This window comes from Fibrobacter sp. UWB7 (genome assembly GCF_900142945.1).
Classification (GTDB): domain Bacteria; phylum Fibrobacterota; class Fibrobacteria; order Fibrobacterales; family Fibrobacteraceae; genus Fibrobacter.
Map to the genome: position 1 here is coordinate 867,793 of NZ_FRCO01000002.1, position 19,824 is coordinate 887,616.

At 49.8% G+C, this 19,824-nt stretch carries 19 protein-coding genes and 1 tRNA gene; 10 read left to right on the forward strand and 10 right to left on the reverse strand.

The features are described 5' to 3' along the window. Positions 1-2: 2 nt before the first annotated feature. Positions 3-953 carry a DHH family phosphoesterase gene (locus BUC30_RS09165; protein ID WP_073424549.1) on the forward strand — a complete coding sequence of 317 codons (951 nt, stop codon included), beginning with the start codon at positions 3-5 and terminating at the stop codon, positions 951-953. Positions 954-982: 29 nt separating this feature from the next. On the opposite strand, the gene BUC30_RS09170 is transcribed toward BUC30_RS09165, so the two are convergent. Further along, on the reverse strand, positions 983-1,648 hold the full coding sequence (locus BUC30_RS09170; protein ID WP_073424550.1) for a LysE family translocator: 666 nt from the start codon (positions 1,646-1,648) through the stop codon (positions 983-985). Then, positions 1,648-2,028 (reverse strand): zinc ribbon domain-containing protein, encoded by a 381-nt coding sequence (locus BUC30_RS09175; RefSeq protein WP_073424551.1) that lies wholly within the window; start codon positions 2,026-2,028, stop codon positions 1,648-1,650. Before BUC30_RS09175 ends, BUC30_RS09170 begins: the two co-directional genes overlap by 1 nt. Before the next feature lie 135 nt (positions 2,029-2,163). Between BUC30_RS09175 and mraY the strand changes: the two genes are divergently transcribed. The 5 genes from mraY (at position 2,164) to BUC30_RS09200 (ending at position 6,479) form a co-directional block, all read left to right on the forward strand. Next, on the forward strand, positions 2,164-3,312 hold the full coding sequence (gene mraY, locus BUC30_RS09180; RefSeq protein ID WP_073424552.1) for a phospho-N-acetylmuramoyl-pentapeptide-transferase: 1,149 nt from the start codon (positions 2,164-2,166) through the stop codon (positions 3,310-3,312). A 71-nt stretch (positions 3,313-3,383) separates the two neighbouring features. Next, on the forward strand, positions 3,384-4,721 hold the full coding sequence (locus BUC30_RS09185; protein WP_073424553.1) for a UTP--glucose-1-phosphate uridylyltransferase: 1,338 nt from the start codon (positions 3,384-3,386) through the stop codon (positions 4,719-4,721). A 14-nt stretch (positions 4,722-4,735) separates the two neighbouring features. Next, a complete protein-coding gene (locus tag BUC30_RS09190) occupies positions 4,736-5,689 on the forward strand; it encodes an LpxL/LpxP family acyltransferase (RefSeq protein WP_073424554.1) in 954 nt (317 codons plus the stop codon). A 159-nt stretch (positions 5,690-5,848) separates the two neighbouring features. Then, positions 5,849-6,304 (forward strand): Smr/MutS family protein, encoded by a 456-nt coding sequence (locus tag BUC30_RS09195; protein ID WP_073424555.1) that lies wholly within the window; start codon positions 5,849-5,851, stop codon positions 6,302-6,304. Positions 6,305-6,405: 101 nt separating this feature from the next. Beyond that, positions 6,406-6,479, forward strand: a tRNA-Pro gene (locus tag BUC30_RS09200). Positions 6,480-6,673: 194 nt separating this feature from the next. On the opposite strand, the gene BUC30_RS09205 is transcribed toward BUC30_RS09200, so the two are convergent. Continuing rightward, complete coding sequence (locus tag BUC30_RS09205) at positions 6,674-7,486, reverse strand: hypothetical protein (protein WP_073424556.1); 813 nt, start codon at positions 7,484-7,486, stop codon at positions 6,674-6,676. A gap of 198 nt (positions 7,487-7,684) precedes the next feature. Next, a complete protein-coding gene (locus BUC30_RS09210) occupies positions 7,685-8,551 on the reverse strand; it encodes an NAD(P)/FAD-dependent oxidoreductase (RefSeq protein ID WP_073424557.1) in 867 nt (288 codons plus the stop codon). A gap of 75 nt (positions 8,552-8,626) precedes the next feature. Between BUC30_RS09210 and BUC30_RS09215 the strand changes: the two genes are divergently transcribed. Both BUC30_RS09215 and BUC30_RS09220 read left to right on the forward strand, forming a co-directional pair. Then, positions 8,627-9,742 (forward strand): glycosyl hydrolase family 8, encoded by a 1,116-nt coding sequence (locus tag BUC30_RS09215; RefSeq protein ID WP_073424558.1) that lies wholly within the window; start codon positions 8,627-8,629, stop codon positions 9,740-9,742. 10 nt (positions 9,743-9,752) lie between these two features. After that, positions 9,753-10,667, forward strand: a complete 915-nt coding sequence (locus BUC30_RS09220) for an FISUMP domain-containing protein (protein WP_073424559.1) — start codon at positions 9,753-9,755, stop codon at positions 10,665-10,667. Between the two features lie 273 nt (positions 10,668-10,940). Here the strand turns inward: BUC30_RS09220 and BUC30_RS09225 are convergent, their stop codons facing one another. The 3 genes from BUC30_RS09225 to argJ all read right to left on the reverse strand — a co-directional run bounded on the left by BUC30_RS09225 (position 10,941) and on the right by argJ (position 14,381). Next, positions 10,941-12,116 carry an iron-containing alcohol dehydrogenase gene (locus BUC30_RS09225; protein ID WP_073424560.1) on the reverse strand — a complete coding sequence of 392 codons (1,176 nt, stop codon included), beginning with the start codon at positions 12,114-12,116 and terminating at the stop codon, positions 10,941-10,943. A 93-nt stretch (positions 12,117-12,209) separates the two neighbouring features. Beyond that, entirely contained in the window at positions 12,210-12,956 is a 747-nt protein-coding gene (locus tag BUC30_RS09230; protein ID WP_073424561.1) for a hypothetical protein, read from the reverse strand. 207 nt (positions 12,957-13,163) lie between these two features. After that, positions 13,164-14,381 carry a bifunctional glutamate N-acetyltransferase/amino-acid acetyltransferase ArgJ gene (gene argJ, locus BUC30_RS09235; protein ID WP_012820087.1) on the reverse strand — a complete coding sequence of 406 codons (1,218 nt, stop codon included), beginning with the start codon at positions 14,379-14,381 and terminating at the stop codon, positions 13,164-13,166. 74 nt (positions 14,382-14,455) lie between these two features. Here argJ and greA point away from each other — a divergent pair, with 74 nt between their 5' ends. Continuing rightward, positions 14,456-14,923 (forward strand): transcription elongation factor GreA, encoded by a 468-nt coding sequence (gene greA, locus BUC30_RS09240; RefSeq protein WP_072827204.1) that lies wholly within the window; start codon positions 14,456-14,458, stop codon positions 14,921-14,923. Positions 14,924-14,926: 3 nt separating this feature from the next. Continuing rightward, positions 14,927-15,895 (forward strand): DNA polymerase III subunit delta, encoded by a 969-nt coding sequence (holA, locus tag BUC30_RS09245; RefSeq protein ID WP_073424562.1) that lies wholly within the window; start codon positions 14,927-14,929, stop codon positions 15,893-15,895. A 118-nt stretch (positions 15,896-16,013) separates the two neighbouring features. Here holA and pilQ read toward each other — a convergent pair whose 3' ends face one another. From pilQ to pilO, 3 genes are read right to left on the reverse strand one after another with little or no spacing between them, the layout of a single operon-like run. Next, entirely contained in the window at positions 16,014-17,477 is a 1,464-nt protein-coding gene (gene pilQ, locus BUC30_RS09250) for a type IV pilus secretin PilQ (RefSeq protein ID WP_073424563.1), read from the reverse strand. Continuing rightward, on the reverse strand, positions 17,474-19,219 hold the full coding sequence (locus tag BUC30_RS09255) for a hypothetical protein (protein WP_073424564.1): 1,746 nt from the start codon (positions 19,217-19,219) through the stop codon (positions 17,474-17,476). Before BUC30_RS09255 ends, pilQ begins: the two co-directional genes overlap by 4 nt. Then, complete coding sequence (pilO, locus tag BUC30_RS09260) at positions 19,219-19,824, reverse strand: type IV pilus inner membrane component PilO (protein ID WP_073424565.1); 606 nt, start codon at positions 19,822-19,824, stop codon at positions 19,219-19,221. The genes BUC30_RS09255 and pilO overlap by 1 nt, the downstream gene beginning before the upstream one ends.

Genomic DNA, 19,824 nt, shown 5'->3' on the forward strand with positions numbered 1-19,824 from the left:
TTATGCAAATTGATGATTTACTGAAAGAAGCTAAAAGCGTTGCCATTTTTGGACACGTGCGCCCCGATGGAGACTGCGTGGGTTCTACGCTCGGTCTTTACAACTACATCTGCGACAACTACCCGACTACGAAAGTCCGCATTTTCTTGGAACGCTTCCCGGAAAACTACAAGATTCTCTCCAATTCCAACGCCATTAATGAATTTTACAACGATGAATTCGGCTCGTTCGATTTGGCATTCCTTTTGGATTCATCCACATTCGATCGCGTCGGCGCAAACGGCGAAAGCTGCATCAAGGCAGCCAAAAAGACATGCAATATTGACCACCACATCAGCAATCCGCTGAACCTCTGCGACGTCAATTACGTAGATGCAAAGGCAAGTTCCGCATGCGAAGTCCTCTACTTTTTACTCGACCCGAGCAAAGTCAGCAAGGCAACAGCAGAATGTTTGTACCTCGGCATCGTGCATGACACAGGCGCCTTCAAGTTCAGCAGCACCGGGCATAAGACGATGACTGTCATCGGCGACCTGCTTGAAAAAGGCATTGACTTCACACGCATTATCAACGAGACGTACTACACGAGAACGTACACCCAGACACTCGTAACGGGCTACGTGATGATGAGCAGCAAACTCGCTCTCGACGGAAAAGTTGTCTACAGCTACATCACGCCCGAGGACATGGACCGCTATTCCGTGACACCGGTTGAACTCAGCAGCGTCATCGATACATTGCGCGAAGTTACCGGCACTGAAGTCGCCATATTCCTCTACCCGGTCAACGGCGAATACAAGATTAGCCTACGCAGCAATTACGTTGTCGATGTCAACAAAGTTGCAGGAGCATTTGGCGGAGGCGGCCACGTTCGTGCCGCAGGCGCAAGTTCCAAGGACTCGCCCGAAGAGACAATTGCAAAACTATTGAAAGTCATCCAAGAACAGCTTTAAAAAGGGACGCGCGATAAAACGCGCGTTTTTTATACCATAAACAAGGCAACAGCCAAGAAAACGAACACCGCACCGCTAAACCAGTTCAGATTGCGGTTCGCCTTCGGCGATGTCAAAAGGAACTTCTTCACTGTTCCTGCTAAAAGCGCAATGCTCCCAAATACAATCATTGTCGCCAAGATAAATTCACCGCCGAAAATAGCCATCTGCAAACTCGGGTGAATCGGACGATCCAAGCGCACGGCCGGCGGAATCAGCGAAAGCACAAAAAGAATCACCTTCGGGTTCGTGAGATTCATGATAATGCCACGCATGTAAAGGCTACGCGCTGAAGGAACGCCGCTAATCGCATCACTAGACTTTACTGGATCCTTCGACTCCGTTACACTTCGCTCAGGATGACAAGAGTCAACACGCACAACGCCGGCTTTCACCCCGAAACTCTTGTACGCGAGATAAAGCAGATAAGCCGCGCCGAGACACTGAATGACAAAAAACGCCGTCGGGCTAGCCGCAATCAACGCCGAAACGCCCGCCACAAGCAGGCAAGTATGTATGGCAATTCCTGTGCAAAGCCCAAGAATAATGCAAAAACCAAGACGCGCCCCGTATGTAGCGCTCTGGGCAAGCACAAAAAGGTTATCTGGTCCAGGAGCAATCCCAATAACAAGCGCAGCGATAAAAAATTCAAGCATTACAGTTTACTCAAAAAAGCGTCCACGTCGAGATCCGCAAGGTCTTTTTGCAATGCGTCAAGTTCATCGTCCGTAATAGCGGTGTGATTTTGATCACGTTCGTCAGCACGTGCATTCGAGACATCGACAAGCTTTTTGAGCGCATTGGCAACCTCGCCCACAGTGCCTTCCTGACGCATCACGACGTTCAAAACCTTCGAAAGTTTTTCACGCAACTTCGAGAACTCTTCGCGGTCTAACTCAGATACTTCCCCATGATAGCACATCAAGGGGGTCTGGCACCTAGCACACGGAAACACCATCATATTCGAGAAGTCTCCGTCTATCTGGACCTTAAATTTTGTTCCGCAATGCGGGCATTCGATATCCATTTCACTCATATTCTAAAATCTAGAATTTTTTACAATTCCTAGCCAACATAACTACAATATTTTATCTTTACGGAGTCCATCTCGTTTTGTGCTCTCACTATATTTTTCCCTATTACCTAAAACCTATTACCTAAAACCTAAACTATGCTTTGCCACTGGCTATATCAAACAACTCACATTGACCTTTTTGACGGTCGTCTCTTCCGTGCGGGCGTTGCCGCCATGCTCTCCATTATTTTGGTGCTCTTCTTCATGCCGAAGTACATTCGCTTCTTGCAGAGGTTGGACGCCACGAGCGATTTCGACAAGGACGGAAAGACAAAATCTCCCCCGATTATGGGCGGTCTCCTCCTCGTGATTGTCGTTGAAATTGTTTCATTGCTCGTTTGCCAGATGAACGGCTACACCATCTCGACTCTCGTAATTTTGGCATTGTTTAGCGCTGTGGGTGCCACCGACGATATGGCCAAGGTCCGCGCGAAGCGCCTTGTAAATCAGGGTAAGCTCAAAGCCGCCGAATACATGGACAAGGCGGATGGCATTTCCAGCTCACTTAGACTTTTCCTCTACTTTTTGTTTAGCTTTGTCGTTGCCGTTTTCTGCTACAAGTTCATCCCCGAACTCAAGGGCGATTTGACCATTCCATTCTGCCCGATTGACGTGTTCCAGATCCACCTCCCCAACTGGATTTTCGTTGCGTTCATGACGTTTGTCATCGCCGCTTCTGCTAACGGAACGAACTTCACAGACGGTCTCGACAGCCTCGTTTCTGTACCAATCCTCACCAGCATGGTGTTTGTCGGGCTCGTCGCTTACGTGAGTGGCAACTTCATCTTTAGCCAGTACTTGAGCGTGCCGTACCTCCCCGGCTGCGACGAACTTTTCCCGCTCGCCACCGCCATCGCAGGCGCATTGCTCGCCTACTTGTGGTTCAACAGCCCTCCGGCAGAAATCTACATGGGTGACGCAGGTTCCGTCGGCTTCGGTGCAGCCATCGGTATCATGTTCATCTTGGTGCAGGCAGGACTCTTCCTCCCCATCGTATGCATCATCATCATCGCCGAAGCTTGCTCTGTTTTGATGCAAATTACATGGTTCAAGATTACCAAGAGAACGACCGGCACCGGCAAGCGCATCTTCCTTTGCGCCCCGCTCCACCACCACTACCAAAAGAAGTGGGACGGACGCTTCCCGAGCAAACCACTCATGAACTCCAAGATTGTGTGGCGCATGCATCTCGTGAGCATTTTCGCCCTCATCTTCAGCATGGTCGTGTTCTTCGGTATTAGATAGTTTACCATAACAACAAGACTTATCGTGCCCGCCATTGAGCGGGCATTTTTCTTTTTATTATATTACATCGCATGAATATTATCGAAACATTGAACGCAGCAGGTCAGCAAGAACTGGCCCAACATTTGGAATCTTTGACGGGCGACGCCCGCGCAAATTTGGAACGCGATATTTTGAGCCAGGACTGGCAAGAACTCAAGGCTCTCCACGCCGAAAAGTCCGCTGCCAGCTTGAGCGATAACGTTTCTGCAGACCTCACTCCGATGCCATGGAAACTCGCAACCGACGATCTCCGTTATGATTTTTGGAAAGAAACGGGTGAAATTCTCCTTGGTCAAGGCAAGGTTGCCGCTTTCCTCGTGGCAGGCGGTCAAGGTTCGCGTCTCGGTTTCGATGGTCCGAAGGGCATGTTCGATATCGGTCTCCCGAGCCACAAGAGTCTGTTCCAGTTGCAGGCAGAACGTTTGCGCAACTTGGGCGCACGCGTTGGTCACGCCATTCCGTGGTGCATCATGACGAGCCCCTTGAACCACGAAGCAACGGTCAACTTTTTCAGCGAAAATAACTTCTTTGGTTTAAACCGCGAAGATATCCGCTTCTTCCAGCAGGGAACGATTTGCGCCCTTACCGCAGACGGCAAGGCAGTCCGCGATGGCGAAGACCATTTGGCTCTTGTGCCCGATGGAAACGGCGGTTGCTTCCGCGCCCTCGCCCAGAGCGGAACGCTCGCTTGGCTTGTGGAACGCGGCGTGCAATACGTGTTCCTCTACAGCGTCGATAACGCCCTCTGCCGCATTTGCGACCCGGCATTCATTGGCGCACTTGCCGAAAAAGGCACGATTCTCAGTGCCTCGAAGGTCGTCCACAAGGCTGGTCCGAACGAAAAAGTCGGCATTTTCGCCTTCCAAAACAAGAAGCCAGGCGTTGTCGAATACAGCGACCTTCCGGAAAACTTCCGCGACATGACGAATGCTGACGGTTCCCTCACATTCGACGGCGGCAACATCGCGATTCACTTGTTTAAAATCAGCGGACTCCGCAAGTTGCAGACTAGCAAGCTCCCGTGGCACACCGCACGCAAAACTGTTTGTGGCATCGAAAAGTGCTTCAAGTTCGAACAGTTCCTCTTTGACGCATTCCCGCAGCTCGGTTCCATGCTCCCGTTCGGCGTTGTACGCGAAGAAGAATTCAGCCCGGTCAAGAACGCCGAAGGCAACGATTCTCCGAAGACTGCACGTACAATGATTGGCAAGCTCCACCGCGAATGGCTCCGCAAGGCGCACGTCAAGATTGACGAGAAGAAGTTGTACGAAATTTCGCCGACGATTAGCTATGCTGGCGAAGGTCTCAAGCAGAGCATCTTTGACCGCGAACTCGGAAGAAACATCCTGGAATTCGACGAGAATTAGGATTTTATACGGGAATGCGCCGATTCAAGGTCATAACGTACAAGTTCCTAATCAACATTCTGCTGCGTTTGCCGGATGCGTTTTACGCAGTTCTTTTTGCTATCGTTTTCCCGGTTTACAAAGCTTTGCACAAGAAGCGCGCCTACGGGCGCGTCGAAAAGCACTTGGCAACCGCAAAGGAATACGAGGCAAGAGAAGGCTACGGCACTAACAAGATGCCGCGCGATGTGAAAAGCCCGAACATAAGCACGATTGCAAAGATAAATGCTCGCGACACATTCAAAGGCATTTTTTGGAATGCGCTAGAATCCTACCGCGGACTCGCACGTTTCAAGAGCGTTGAAAAGCGAATCGTTTACGAGAACGAGCATATTATTCGCAATGCCATCGCAGATTGCGCCAAGCAAAATGCTCCTATCGCAGGAATCAGCATCCATCAAGGTGCATTCGAGCTCATGCACCGCGCTCTTTGCCGCTACAGCGAACACGTCCACCTCATTACAGATTCCGTCGGCGACATCGCTTTCCGCGAAGTCCTCAAAGACCTCCGCAGTGACCCGCACCTTACCGAATATCATCCCGACGAAACAGGCCGCCTTATCCGTGAACTATTCCGCACCAAAGGCATTCTTGCAATGGTCATTGACCAAGGCAAACACACCAAAGGGAACTCGGTCTCGTTATTCGGCCGCCCAAGCACACTTTACTTGCGCCTCCCGCAAAAAATAAACGAAATGGGAGCAGGAATTGTCACATTCCGCACATGGAGCGAAAAGAAGCGCATCGTCATCCGCTTCGAAAAATATTACCCGCCAAAATACGATGAAAGCATCGGGAACGCCATAAATGCCGCGCCATCAGAAAGTGCGCTCGTCACAGGTATTGCGCGCGAAGTCGAAACATGGATTGCCGAGCACCCCGAACAGTGGAGCTGGAATTACCACAGGAATTTTATTGCAACACTCTAAAAACAATGCCAAACGCAATGTCACCCCGGATTTATTCTCTTTGACCACTTAGAACTTTAGTTCTTATGTGGTCATGATCCGCGAATGGGGACGGGGTCACCTCTTTACACACAAGAAAGCAAAGCTTTTTTTATATTTAGCTTCAAAAAGAGATTTACAATGCCTTTAAATGCCGAAGAAGAATTTCAGTTAGAATGGATCAAGAACCACCAAATGGAAGACAAGGACGAACTTGCCGAAATCCAGGCCGAGGCTGAAGCCGAAGCAAGACCGCAACGCGCCACACGCGGCAAGAAAATGCGCCGCAATCCCGCCGCCTGGGAAATGCCGAACCCCGAAGATGAAATAGACCTTCACGGCCTTACCTCCGAAGAAGCCGCCGAAGCCGTCGAGCGCCGCATCGACGACCTCCTCATCGCAGGTCTGAGCGTTCTGCGCGTGATTCACGGAGGCGGCAATCCGGAATATGGCAACGTCAAGCGCATCATTGACCGCAAAGTGCGTTCCGAATGGAAAAATCGAGTCGTTTTTTATAAGGTTGAACCCGACAACGCCGGTTCCAGCATCATGAAAATCGGCAAACCGCGCCCTCAAATCGCAAAAAAGAAAAAATAATGAAAAAAATTTCACTTTTTTTGCCCTTACCCCTTTAAAAGTGAATCGAAATTAACTATAATTGTGCGCGTCAACGACGAAGCGTCAAGACAAAAACAAAACGGAATATAGCTCAGCCTGGTAGAGCGCTTGCTTCGGGAGCAAGAGGTCGTGAGTTCGAATCTCGCTATTCCGACTAAAACAAAGAAGACTCCTTTACGGAGTCTTTTTTGTTTTATACTGATATTCCGAGAGATGAGAACTCACGAAGTGAGTTCGACAAATTTGTTCCGTGAACGAAGTGAACAATGAACAAATTTGAGATTTTGGCGCAAGCCAAAACCCGAAGGGGCAAAAGTTGAAACGAAGTGAAACTTTTGTCTAATCTCGCTATTCCGACCTCTCGCCTACCCACCGTTTTTCCGGATTCGGGCAATGATCCTCATGACCGTCAGGCCAAACCCACACTTCGTCCGCAAACGGACAAGCCCCGCACTTACCGCCAACAGCGCACTGGTCAGCACAATTCTTAAAAAACAAACTTCCTTCATGCTTCACATTCGAAGCAGAAAACACACCCGCCCGAAACTCATTGCGCAACGATTCTAACGACGCATCATCCAGCGCATACATTTCACGGAGCATTTGCAAAGCGGAACTCAGCAACACCACTTTATTCCACTTGATTCGATCAACCCCAATTGCAGAAGCCCATTCCACCAACTCCGGCACTTTTTGCAAATTCTTTTTATGCAGCGTCACTTGCAACGAGACCGTCGCGATTCTCGATTTCGCAATTCCCGCGCAGTCAGCATCAGCGTCCATCGCGCAATCAGCATCCTCACAGCCAGTTTTCTCGCGCAACTTATCGCGCACCCGAACTAACTTTTCAACGTTCGCTTTCCAACCGTCAAACTGTTCCGAAGCCAAATAGCTTACTTTGATATCGCGGCACGAACGCAATAGCACGCCCATCGCGTCTTCGCTCCCCCACTTTCCAGGGAACGTCCCATTCGTCGTGAGGTTCAACGGAATTCCAAGCGCCCTGCACAACTCCAGCAGTTCGTCAAAATGCGAATAAAGTAGAGGTTCTCCCATCGTCGAAGGAATCACTTCTCGCAACAAGCGCTTTCCCGAAGCATCCCGCTCCGCAGCATACTTTTCAATCGCCGCCCGTGCAACTTCAAAAGGCATTTCGCCCATGCCAAACGCGCGGCGCTCCTTATTACAATAAAAAAAGCGTTCCCTACCATTATCCGGCGGGCAATCCCCGTTACCATTCTCAGCACTCCGCGCATTACAATTATGCAAAGCCCGCTGGTTCAAAAAACACAGCGGACAATGCAAATTGCAAACGTCAGGATTTGTGAGTAAAGTAACGCGACGCATTTTCAGTGCGCCTTACTCTCTATGTTCTCTCAGATACTTAATTGCAGCGAGACCAGCAATAGCGCCTTCGCCAACGGCTACAGCCACCTGGAGCGTACCACCCGTGCAGTCGCCAGCAGCAAAGAGTCCTGGAACTGTTGTCTGGAAATCCTTATCAAGCACAAGCTTCCCGGCATCGAACGCAGCGCCCGCCTTCAAAGCCAAATCAGTCGCATTAGCACTACCCATAGCGACGAACATACCGTCAAAATTGGCTTCAAGACCATCGTCAAACTTCACGCCTTCAAATTGCCCAGCGCCCTTGAGCCCCGTAATCTTGCGGGTTTCAATCTTCACACTTTCAGGGAATTTCGCTGTGAGCTCAGCACCGTTCGTCAAGAGTGTTACACTGTTGACTACAGACAAAAGTTCAGTCGCTTCGTGCAACGCATACTCGCCCGAGCCAAGCACAGCCACATCCTTTTTACGATAAAAGAATGCATCGCAAACAGCACAATAACTCACGCCGTGGCCTTCCATTTCGGCCATTCCTGGGAGCGGAGTCTTTTTACGAGCAGCACCCGTCGCCATCACGCAAACCTTGCCACGATACGTTCCGTTCAAGCCCGTCGCCACAAAACCAAAACCATCAAACATGAGGTCCGTTACCTCATCGTCCACGATTTGCGCACCAAGAGCAATTGCCTGTTTCTTACCGACTTCGGCAAGTTCAGCCCCCGTGAGCGGTTTTTCAAGACCAAAATAATTTTCAATTTTGTGGGCCTTTGCAAGCGCGCCTACATCCTTACCCACAAGCTGGACCTCAAGTCCAGCACGAAGACCATAAAGGGCTGCCGAAACTCCGGCCGGTCCATGCCCCAAAATCAATATATCAGCCATAATAACCTCAACATTAATATACGATTTTATTTATTTTAAAACACATAATAATTAATGATTTTGGATACCAGGACGATGTTGCAACGCTACCCGACGCGAGATTTATTTGTTGAAGCTGGATATGGTCCCAATTTTGCGGACCAGCTTATTCAGAATGCCTATAGCAAACTTTTTGAGGGCGATCCGATCGACGAGCGCATCTACTTTGAAGCGTCCGACGACATGGCATACATCATCGACATTGGGCACGACGACATCCGTTCTGAAGGCATGAGCTATGGCATGTTCATTGCCGCGCTGACCGACCACGAAGTCACGTTCGACAAGCTCTGGAACTTTTCCAAGCGCTTTGTCCGCAACAACGATGGTCCGCACAAAGGGTATTTCTCATGGCAAGTCAACACAACCGACTTTTCCATGATGGACCCAGGAGCCGCTCCTGACAGCGAAGAATACTTTGCCGCCGCCCTCCTTATCGCCGCAAAGAGATTCAACCGCGAAGACCTCCTCAACGATGCCAAAGAGCTCATACATGATATCAAGTACAAACCGCAGAACGAACTTGTAGGCCCTATTATCGATCCGGAACGCAAGCTCATCAAGTTCTCCCCCGTTCTCGGCAACGACTTTACCGACCCAAGTTACCACACAATGGCATTCTACCGCATGTTCGCCGAAGCAACAGGCGATGAATCCTGGCTTGAAGTCGCACAGGCAAGCATTGAATTTTTGCAAAAGGCGGCCCACCCGGTCACCGGTCTTTGCGCTGATTACGCCGAATACGACGGCACTCCAAAGGCCATGCCCTGGTTCCCCGAAAGCAACAACTTTAGCGGAGACGCATGGCGCGTTGCGCTCAACTTGAGCCTCGACTATGCCATCTTCCACGGACACGAAAGCGAAAAAGAAATTTGCGAACGCATCTTGCACTTCTTCCAGAACTGCACGCCGTACCTCTCCGACTACTCCGTCGACGGAGGCCCGTACCCGCACCAAGGCCGAAACGCGACGCCAGGGCTTATCGCCATGAACGCAGCCGCCACGCAAGTGCTCCCGTTCGATGACCCACGCATTACGCCGTTTGTCAGACGTCTTGCCGCGCTCTCCGTGCCCTATCGTTTTTGGCGTTACTATGACGGGATGTTGTACTTAATCGGATTACTCGCCACCGCGGGAAAAATCACACTCTAAGGAGGATCGTATGAAACTACCTGCCATCTTATTCATTGCGGCAAGCTCTATTGCTTTTACCGCCTGCGACGATGTTCGTGTTGAAAAATACCCGAACGGAAACGTCCGCTTCGAAGCCACCTACGTCAACGACAAGAAGGAAGGCATCGAAAAGGAATACTACGATGACGGTACGCTCAAGCGAGAATCCAATTACGTGAATGACCGCCGCGAGGGTGTGACCAAGGAATATTACAAGGACGGCACGCTCCAGACGGAACTCCCGTACGTGAACGGCTACATCGAAGGAACGGTTATCCGTTACCACAAGAACGGCAAGGTTGCAACAAAGGCTGAATACAAGCAAAATAAGCAAGTTGCCTTCAGCGAAACATACAACGAAGACGGAAGCCCCGCTACAAGCGGAAGCTACAAGGATCCGCGTGACGGCATCTCCTACGAATGGATTGTCATTGGCGACCAGCTCTGGACTGCAGAGAACATGAACTTCGCTACCGCTTCCGGTGCAATTTGTTCACAATGCAACCACTGGGGACGTCTCTACGATTTCCAAAACGCACAAAAAGCTTGCCTCGAAGGATTCCATATGCCGAGCAAGGCCGAATGGCAAAAGCTCCTGAAAGTCGCCGGCAAAAAGCCGGGGGTCGCCCTCAAGGCTGGCTACGGCTGGGATCCGATCAAGCCGGAATCTCCGATTTTCGGAAATGGCAAAGATGAACTCGGATTTGGTGCAAAAGCTGGCGGCGCACACTTTGCCAAGAGCGATGTCGCTATAAAGGACCGCAAGTTTGATGAAGCAGGTAAAAAGGCATACTTCTGGACAAGCGAAGGCGAAGTCCTCGTGTTCTTCCACGACAAGGATATCGCCAAGTTCGAGAAGTTCAATCCTGAATTCGGCGCAAGCCTCCGCTGCTTAAAAGACTAAAGAGCATTTTTCGCGATTTTATGCTACTAAAATCAATTTTTAGGCTTTTTTGTAGCATGTTTTTTACTTTATCCACAGTCATTTCATGCAAGAGTCTCTTTTTTGTGCTACAAAATTAGCATTTTAACGGTTTTAGTAGCACGAAAAGAACAGACAAACTCATATTTCAAGCCATTTTTGTCTAATTTATCCAAAAATCATGCTACTAAATTGAGATTTTTCAACATTTAGTAGCATTTTTTTGATTTTTGGGGTTTATCAATTTGAAAAAAACTAAAGCATCGCGTGTGCTGCAATCGTATAAATCGCAGTCACGTCCTTCGCCTTGAGCGGCACAAAGCCCCAGCCATCACCCGGATTCAGCTTTTCGACAAGCGTCGGGATGTCCTCTTCCTTCGCGCCGAGTTCCGCAAAGTTAATCGGCATGCCGATGGAATGCAAGAATCGACGGAATGCCTTAATGCCTTCGAGCGCAGTCGCTTTCGGATTTTCAAAGTTCATTTGGCAACCGAACACGCGCGTTGCCATCTGCGCAAATCGCATCACGTTATGGTCAACTACATATTCCATCCATGCAGGCATAATAACTGCTAGCCCCGCGCCATGGGCGCAGTCATAGAGTCCCGAAAGTTCGTGCTCGATCGCGTGACTGTTCCAGTCCTGACTGCGCCCGCAGCCCACAAGACCATTGTGGGCTACCGTACCCGCCCACATGATATTCGCACGAACCTCGTAATTGTCGGGTTCGGCCATGGCGCGCGGGCCTTCCTTGAGCATCGTGATGAGCAAAGCTTCGCAAAGGCGGTCGGTCGTTTCGACTTCCAAAGTATTCGTGAAGTAGCGTTCAAACACATGTGCCATGATGTCGGTAATGCCGCAAGCCGTCTGGTAAGCAGGCAACGTGCAGAGCAAAGCCGGATTCTGCACAGCAAATCTCGGGCGGATCACGTCAGCACCGATATCGCGCTTAAGCATACCCTCTTCTTTTGTTACAACAGAATCGCCGCTCCCTTCGGAACCAGCGGCAGCAATCGTCTGCACCACGCCAATCGGGAGTGCCTTCGTGACCGGCAACTTTTTCGCATAAAAGTCCCAAAAATCGCCATCGTAGAGCGCGCCCACAGCAATGCCCTTAGAGCTATCAATGACGGAGCCTCCGCCCACAGCAAGGATGAAATCAACATCGTTTGCACGCACCATTTCGATGCCCTTGTAAATCAAGGTATCACGCGGATTCGGCTTCACGCCACCGAGCTCCACAAATGAAACGCCCGCAGCATTGAGCGACGCCTTAACGCGGTCAATCAAACCGGAACGCACCGCAGAGCCACCACCGTAATGAATCAGCACCTTCGTGCCGCCATACTTTTTGACGAGTTCACCGCATTCGTTTTCGCGGTCCTTACCAAATACAAATTCTGTGGGGCTGTAGAAATTAAAGTTATCCATATTCCATCCTTATATTTTCCAACTAAAATACAAGAAAATCCCACCCAGCGGCAGGATTTTACCAAATTTTCTGTTCTCTAGAGGAAACATCTACTAAAATTTAAGCGAAACGCCTACGTGCGGAACAATCTGAAACCCAGAAAAGACATGATTGAGTTTATAATCAATTGTTTCAAAATTATCGTTGCTATAATTAAATTCTTTCGTTCTATTTCCAAAACCGAACAAATTCACAACCACATCTACACCCGCATTAATTCCTAGCCTTTCCGTAATTCGATACCCCAAAACAATATCGCCACCTCCAACAAAATTAAACAGCAACGTTGAATATTCTTGAGTGAAATCCTCCATCTGATAAGATTTTCCCAAGTATTTCATGTCACCACCCAAAATAGCATGTACCGCTAATATGAAATCATTTACAAACGGAGCATAGCCCAATCCAACTTTTGCATTCAAATCAAAACGAGAATCAATCTGATTCATATGGTCATACGGATCAAAATAAGAATATTTTTTGGATTCATTCACAGGGAAATTAATAAAACCAATTCCCGCGCCGACCTCAAAAGACAAACCACCCTGATAAACCAAATCACGAGTCCACTTCAATTGAAGTCCCATGATCATATCCATTTTTAAATCACGATCACGAGTAAATTTATTTTCGTATTTTAAATTGCTATACTGTTCCCACGTTCCGCCCCAATCCATCGGAAGCGCAATACTAAATGTATGGAAAACAATATTTTTCTTCTGTATTCCTTCACTCTGAGCAAAAGACGTTAAAGCCAAGAGCATCACGGCAACAAACGCAATTTTTACCAATTTGGACATTCCATTCTCCATCAAAATTTATACGAAAAGATAAATATATTTTAATCAAAAACATCTTTGGATTCTTCAAAATCAAAAAATTCTCTGAATGACGAAAAAAAACTTCCCGGAGCATACCCGAGAAGTTTTAAACAATCACTGGATCCTTCCCCCCTTTGGGGCTCAGAATGACAACTCCAATGACCAATGACTATTGACCAATAACTACTAAGTCGTGTACTCTGCGTTGATTTTCACGTAGCCATAGCTCAAGTCGCAAGTGAATGCGCTTGCAGAAGCCTGACCAATGTTCAACACGAGCGTTACTTTGTATTCACGCTGACGAACCACGGCATGCAGTGCAGCCGTCTGCTTTTCATCCAGCTGTACCGGACGGCCACCTTCGAGAACCTTGACTTCACCGAAGTAGAGGTCCGTGTGTTCGGCAACCATGTTGCAGCCGCTAGAACCAGCACTGCTAAGGATACGGCCCCAGTTCGGGTCTTCACCGAACATAGCGCACTTAGCGAGGTTCGACGTACCGATGAAGCGGGCCATGCGGAGAGCTTCTTCGTGGCTTTCAGCCTTTTCAATGCGGAGTTCGATGAGCTTCGTTGCACCTTCACCGTCGCGGACAATGTCCTTGGCGAGGCTCTGCATCACGAGCGTCAAAGCAGCGCGGAATTCGCCCTGTTCGCTGAGGGAGAGGTCTTCGTACTTGATGCCGCTCATGCCGTTAGCGAGCATGATGCAAGTGTCGTTCGTGCTGGTGTCACCATCAACCGTAATTGCGTTGAAGGAGTCTGCAATGTTGGCGCGGAATTCAGCAAAGAAGTCTATCGGCAAAGCAAGGTCAGTCGTGATGAAAGCAAGCATCGTAGCCATGTTCGGGTGGATCATGCCAGAACCCTTGCAGGCGCCACCGATAGTCACCACACCCTTTTCGGTCTTGATTTCCACGGCATGGCTCTTGAGAGCAAGGTCCGTCGTGAGGATAGCGCGGCCGAATTCTTCGGAAGCATCTTCATGGAGCTTTTCCACGAGCTTCGGGATACCGGCTTCGATCTTGTCCATCGGCATCAAGTGGCCAATCACGCCCGTGCTGCAAACAAGCACGCTCTTCGGCGTGAGCTTGAGAGCTTCTTCGGTAAGCACAGCCATGCGTTCAGCATCGGCATAACCCTTTTCGCCTGTGCAAGCGTTAGCGTTACCGCTGTTCACGATCACAGCAGATGCAAAGTGGGCATGTTCCAAAGCGGCCTTGTCATAAAGGACCGGAGCGGCCTTCACCTTATTGGTGGTAAAAACGGCGAAGCAGCGGGCTGCCTTTTCGCTCTTGAGAAGAGCCATATCGGCATTGCCGCTGGCCTTGATTCCGGCGCAAATTCCAGATGCGGTAAAGCCCTTGGGGGAGCAAACGCCGCCTTTTTCCAACACAGTGTACATAGTATCTCCTAAAAAGAAGCTTTCTTTGCGATTCTGGGCTCGCAAGGCCCGTTAAAATTTTTACCTTATGGAGCATGGAAAAGATCATGTTTACACAAGAGGCTTACGACAAGCTCGTTAAGGACCTTGAAAATTTAAAAAATGTTGAACGTCCCCGCGTACTTCAAGAATTAGTTGATGCCCGTGCACAAGGCGATTTGAGCGAAAACGCAGAATACCATGCCGCCAAGGAGCGCCTCGCCGCTATCGATAACATCGAAATGCCGAAGCTCCAGGACCAGCTCGCCCGCGCCCAGGTGATTGCATTTGATGCGAACTCCGATACCATCAAGTTCGGCGCCACCATCACGGCCAAGAACTTGAAGACCAAGCGCGAAATCGTGTACCAGCTCGTCTCCCCCGAAGAAGCCGACGCCCTCAATGGCAAGATCAGCTTCAAGAGCCCAATTGGCGCAGCTCTCATGGGCAAGAAGCGTGGCGATACAGTCGAAGTCGTAACGCCCAAGGGCAAGAACCAGTTCGAAATCATCGATTTCAAGTAATCCATGTTCGTAACGCTCATCGGCAAAGACCAGTTCAGCAAGGACAAGCGGATTGAAAAATTCCTGTCCGAGACTCTTGGCGACCGGATTTCAGATCCGATGGCTAAGCAGGTGCTATACGCCACCGACACAAACATCGCCTCCATCTCCGATGTCATCATCGAAGCGTGCGATTCCGTGTCGATGTTCTCGCCTGAACAGGTCATCGTCGTACGCAAGGCGGAAGCCCTCAAGACCGACGACATGAAGGCGCTCGCCAAGTGGCTCCCCCACGCGGCAAGCGGCAAGTTGCTCTTCGATTTTGAAACGCTCCTCGCCTCCAGCGAGCTCTACAAGGCGCTTGCAAAGGTTGGCAAGGTCGAAAAGTTCGACGTCCCGAAGCAATACGAAATGGCCGAATGGATTTCAGCCGTCGTCCCGACGCACTTCAACAAAGCGATTGAGCCTACGGCATCGCAGTACCTCGCCGAAGCGCTCGGCAACGACACCAAGCTCGTGAGCGAAGAAGTCGAAAAAATCCTCCTCTACGCTCCGGACTGCAAAAAGATTACGCTCGACCTCGTGAAAACGATGGTCGTCTCCCAGCGCGACATCCCGACCTATGAGATTGAAGGATTCTTCGGCATGCAGAATGCTCAAGCATACGTCCAGAAGCTAAACGAGCTCTTGAACAGCGGCGTCGACGCTATCCGCATTTCGAACACGCTGTACAACTACGCGCTCTCGCTTTTGAACTACGGCTCGCTTACCGCAAAGGGAATCTCGCCCGAAGAAGCCGCCAAAAAGATCGGCAAGAACTACTACATGTTCGTGAAAAAAGGCCAAGCCGCCGAATGCTGCCGCCGTTGGCGTAAGCCGCTCCTCGTGCGAGTGCTCCGCCGCCTCGCCGACCTCAATTACGAAATCAAGAGTGGCAAGTGTCCGACTCGCATGAGCCAGGAACTCGCCCTCGCCGCCCTCGTCGTGCGATAATTAGAATACAGAACGTCGCAACGCGACTCTAGAACAAAGACTAAAAAGCCCTGGCTCAGCCAGGGTTTTCGCTTTTAGAAAGCAAAAAGCCGGACCTAAGTCCGGCACATGCTAATTACTAATTCCAGCTATCGTCGTGAGAGTTTTCTGGAACCGGAGCTTCCGGAGTTTCGCCCGTGGCGATCGGAGAGTTCGCAATCGCCGGGTCCACCGGCTTGAGTTCCGGAGCAGAACCAGAAGTTTCTTCGGACGGTTCAGAGATTTCGACATTGCCGATGTAATTGCGGATAATACGCGGCGTCACGAAAATCACGAGGTCCTTCTTCGTAATAGACTTACGGCTATACTTGAAGAGGTTGCCCAAGAGCGGAATGTCCTTGAGGAACGGGATACCGCTTTCGCTTTCGGTGTTTTCGTTACGGGTAAGACCACCAATCACGACCGTTTCACCGTCAGCCACAACCACCTTGGTCTTTGCTTCCTGAGTCGAAATCACGACTTCGCCCTTTTCGTCATAGCCATAGGAGTTGTTTTCCGGATGGAGGTCGAGCAAGATGCGGTTGTCGCCAGAAACATGCGGCGTTACCGTGAGCTTGATACCCGTTTCCACCATCTTGGTCGAAGATTCACCGCTATCGTCAATCACGCGGATGGAGACCTTGTCACCCATGAACACCTGAGCTTCGGTGTTGTCGAGCGTAGAAACCTGCGGAGAAGCAAGCACTTCCGTAGAAGCGTCACCCATCAAGTTCGAAATAGCAATCTGGAGGTTGTTGTCGAGGAGGCTGGCCGTAATGGCGGTATTAGCCTTGGACACAGCCGGAGAAGTTCCGTTCGGGAAAGACTGGATGGCGCCACTGATTCGGCTAGAACCAGCCGTAGCCCCACTGGCGAGAGAAGCGGTCCCCGGAGTAAGCGTTGCAGAACCAACTGCTGCAGTCCAGTCAACACCAAGTTCACGGGCAAGTTCGCTGTTCACGACCACAAGCTTAGCCGTAATCATGATCTGAAGCGTTTCGACGTCAAGTTCCGTAAGCGCATTGCCCATCTGCTCGATCTTGCTTTCGGTATCGTAAACGATGATGGAGTTCGTGCGTTCCACGACAGAAATCTTGCCGCGGTTGGACTTCATGCTTTCAAGCACCTTGACAAGTTCATCAGCCTTGGCATGATGCACCTGGAAGTTCTTACGAACAAGAGGAGCATTCTGTTCAGCCTGATTTTCTTCGTCAGCAAGCTTTTTCTGCTTTGCCTGGTAAGTGCTCAAGCGCTGGATGGAAATATACTTGTCCTGAATCACCCACGTGAGGTCATTCATGTTACAAATAATGTCCAACGTTTCTTGCCAAGTCTTCTTGGTCACGCGTAAGCTGATTTTGCCCTTGACATCGGGGGCAATCAAGATGTCCACGCCAGCAATGACCGATACGGAGCGGAAAATAGCTTCGTAGTCCATGTTGACGAAGTTAAAGTCATATAGTTTCTTATTCGGGGCAACAGAGCCTTCGGCAGGAGCAGCCCACGCAGTAGCAAAGCTTGCCACCATGATAAGAATCGTCAGAATTTTAGTCAGCTTTTTCACTTTTGACCCCCAAATTTATCGGGAAGACCCATAGAGTAGCGACGGCTCACCCCGAATTCTTGAATCAAGAAGAGCACATCAGTTTGTGTAATTTTAAGAACTTTTCCGTTCATGATCTTATCGCCTTCCTTAAGCGTGTAAGATACACTCGGATTTTTGGATTCGACGAGAATAGCCACCGGCTCCTCGGCTTCCCAAATGATACCCACCAATTCAACCTGGTCGATGTTGATACCTTCTTCGACCAAGCCCTTGATTTCAACAAACGGGTCACGACGACCGAAAGAGCTGTAAGTCACGCGGTCTTCGTAAAGTTCATCAAGAGCGCTTCCAGCAGGTTTCATGCCCTGCGTCAGCATATCGCCGCGTTCCTGGTCCACCTTCTTCAAGCGTTCCATCTGCACGGCAGAAAGTTCATCCGTAAAGCTTACCGCACGGCGGTTCACGTAACCAATCTTATTGCCCACCTGAACCTTGCGATAGAGTCCGTTCAAGTCCATATTCACAAGGCGGTCGCCAAAGACCACACGCTGCATGACTTGAGCCTTTTCGCTCGGAGCCGCATAGAATTCCGTTTCGTCAGCAACGACAATCAATTCGCGCAGGACAGGGCGCAAATGGAACGTCTGCGTACTAGAGACAACCTTCTTGCTATCCTTTTCGTAAGCCTTGACAAAGTCCGAGAATTCAGGAACGGCATCTGGAGACTTCATCCAGTCACGGACATAAATGCCATTCGGACGAGCGCTCCAGAAAACAAAGCCATCACGGCGAACCGCATTTTCGGAAGTCTGCAAAATCAAGGCACCCTCCTGCACCAAGACGGCAGGGCGAGCTTCAGCGGAAAGCTGGATATTGAGACCGTCCATATCCCAGAACACGGACTTCACGAGAGAACCTGCGCTTACCTTGAACACCGGAGAGCGTTCAGGGCCATCAATTGCCACCTTAATCACAAAGGAAGCGTTCGGTGCAGAAACCTGGCTAATCTTGAGATGGGAATCGGCAACCAGTCGGAACTGCTCCATGCCAGAGCCGATAAGCACAGTCATTTCCTTAAGTCCCGGAAGCAAGGCGGATGCACCTACAACCGGAGCAGCTGCTGCCTGAGCGAGATTTTCACGGGCGGCCTTTTCGGCGGCCTTACGTTCTGCAGCCAAGCGTTTTTCTTCTTCACGGGCGGCCTTACGGTCAAGAGCAGCCTGCTTTTCGGCAGCCTTGCGGTCTAAGAGAGCCTGTTTTTCAGCAGCCTTACGTTCTGCAGCAAGGCGCTTTTCCTCTTCGCGGGCAGCCTTTTCGGCAGCAGCCTTCTTGCTTGCATAAAGCTTCGAAAGCGTCCAGGATTTGCCGTTCTTGCCAGCAAACTTCAAAAGGAAACGAGACTTGTCGAGAGCAATGGCGTTCTTGTCCGAATTGACGGACGCGCCCACCGGCATACGGATCATCAAGAAGTTCATGCCGCGATACAGTTCCTTAGAAACGCTCATGGAACGAATAAACGGCGAAGAACCATCGACATCGTAATCACCTGAACCAAGAGCAAAGTCCGATTCAGAAAAACCAACCGTCAAAGTCTTGGAGGTATTATCGTATTTCTGGAAGAATGTCGGCAAATTCTTGTCAGAGGCAAACTGGAATACCATCTGGCAATTCTTTGAACAATCAAAGCGGACATCCTTAATCAGTGCCGCCTGCAAAGCAACGGCACTAGACAAAAGCATAAGAAGGAACTTGCATTTCATTATTTGCCAACCTTCTTGGATGTATAAGTGGTCAAGTTGAAGTTCACCGACATGGTAATCGGAGTCCAACCGTGAGTTTCAGCTTTCTGCACTTCAGCTGCAATACCTGAATAGCGAGAAAGTCTCAAGTTCGTAATAGCTGTCGGGTAATTGAAGTTTGCAATTTCAGCAAACAGGTAACCGAGCATGTGGTAACCGGAGTTAACCGCAATGGAATAACGGTTCTCGACGTAGTGTTCCCTTTCGGAACGTCCTTCCGGATTGAACTTCTGGATCTGCACACCAGAGCTGCGAAGCACGGAGTAAAGGTCCTGCAAACGGAGCGGCACCTTTTCTTCTTCCGGGAACATCTCCTTCAGCTTTTGAAAGTCCTTTTCTGCCTGCGCGAGCTGCATTTCGAGTTCTGCCACACGGTGTTTCTTGGAATTAATCTTGTCCAATTCTTTCTGAGCCGATTGCAACTGGCTCTGAAGATTTTCTTCTTCGAGAACGAACGGATCCCAAATATACGTATAGACAGAATACCCTGCCAAAAGGATGATTACAATCATCACAATGCAGTATATATTCTTTTTGTCCTTAAAGTCTATATTAAGGTTGCCCAT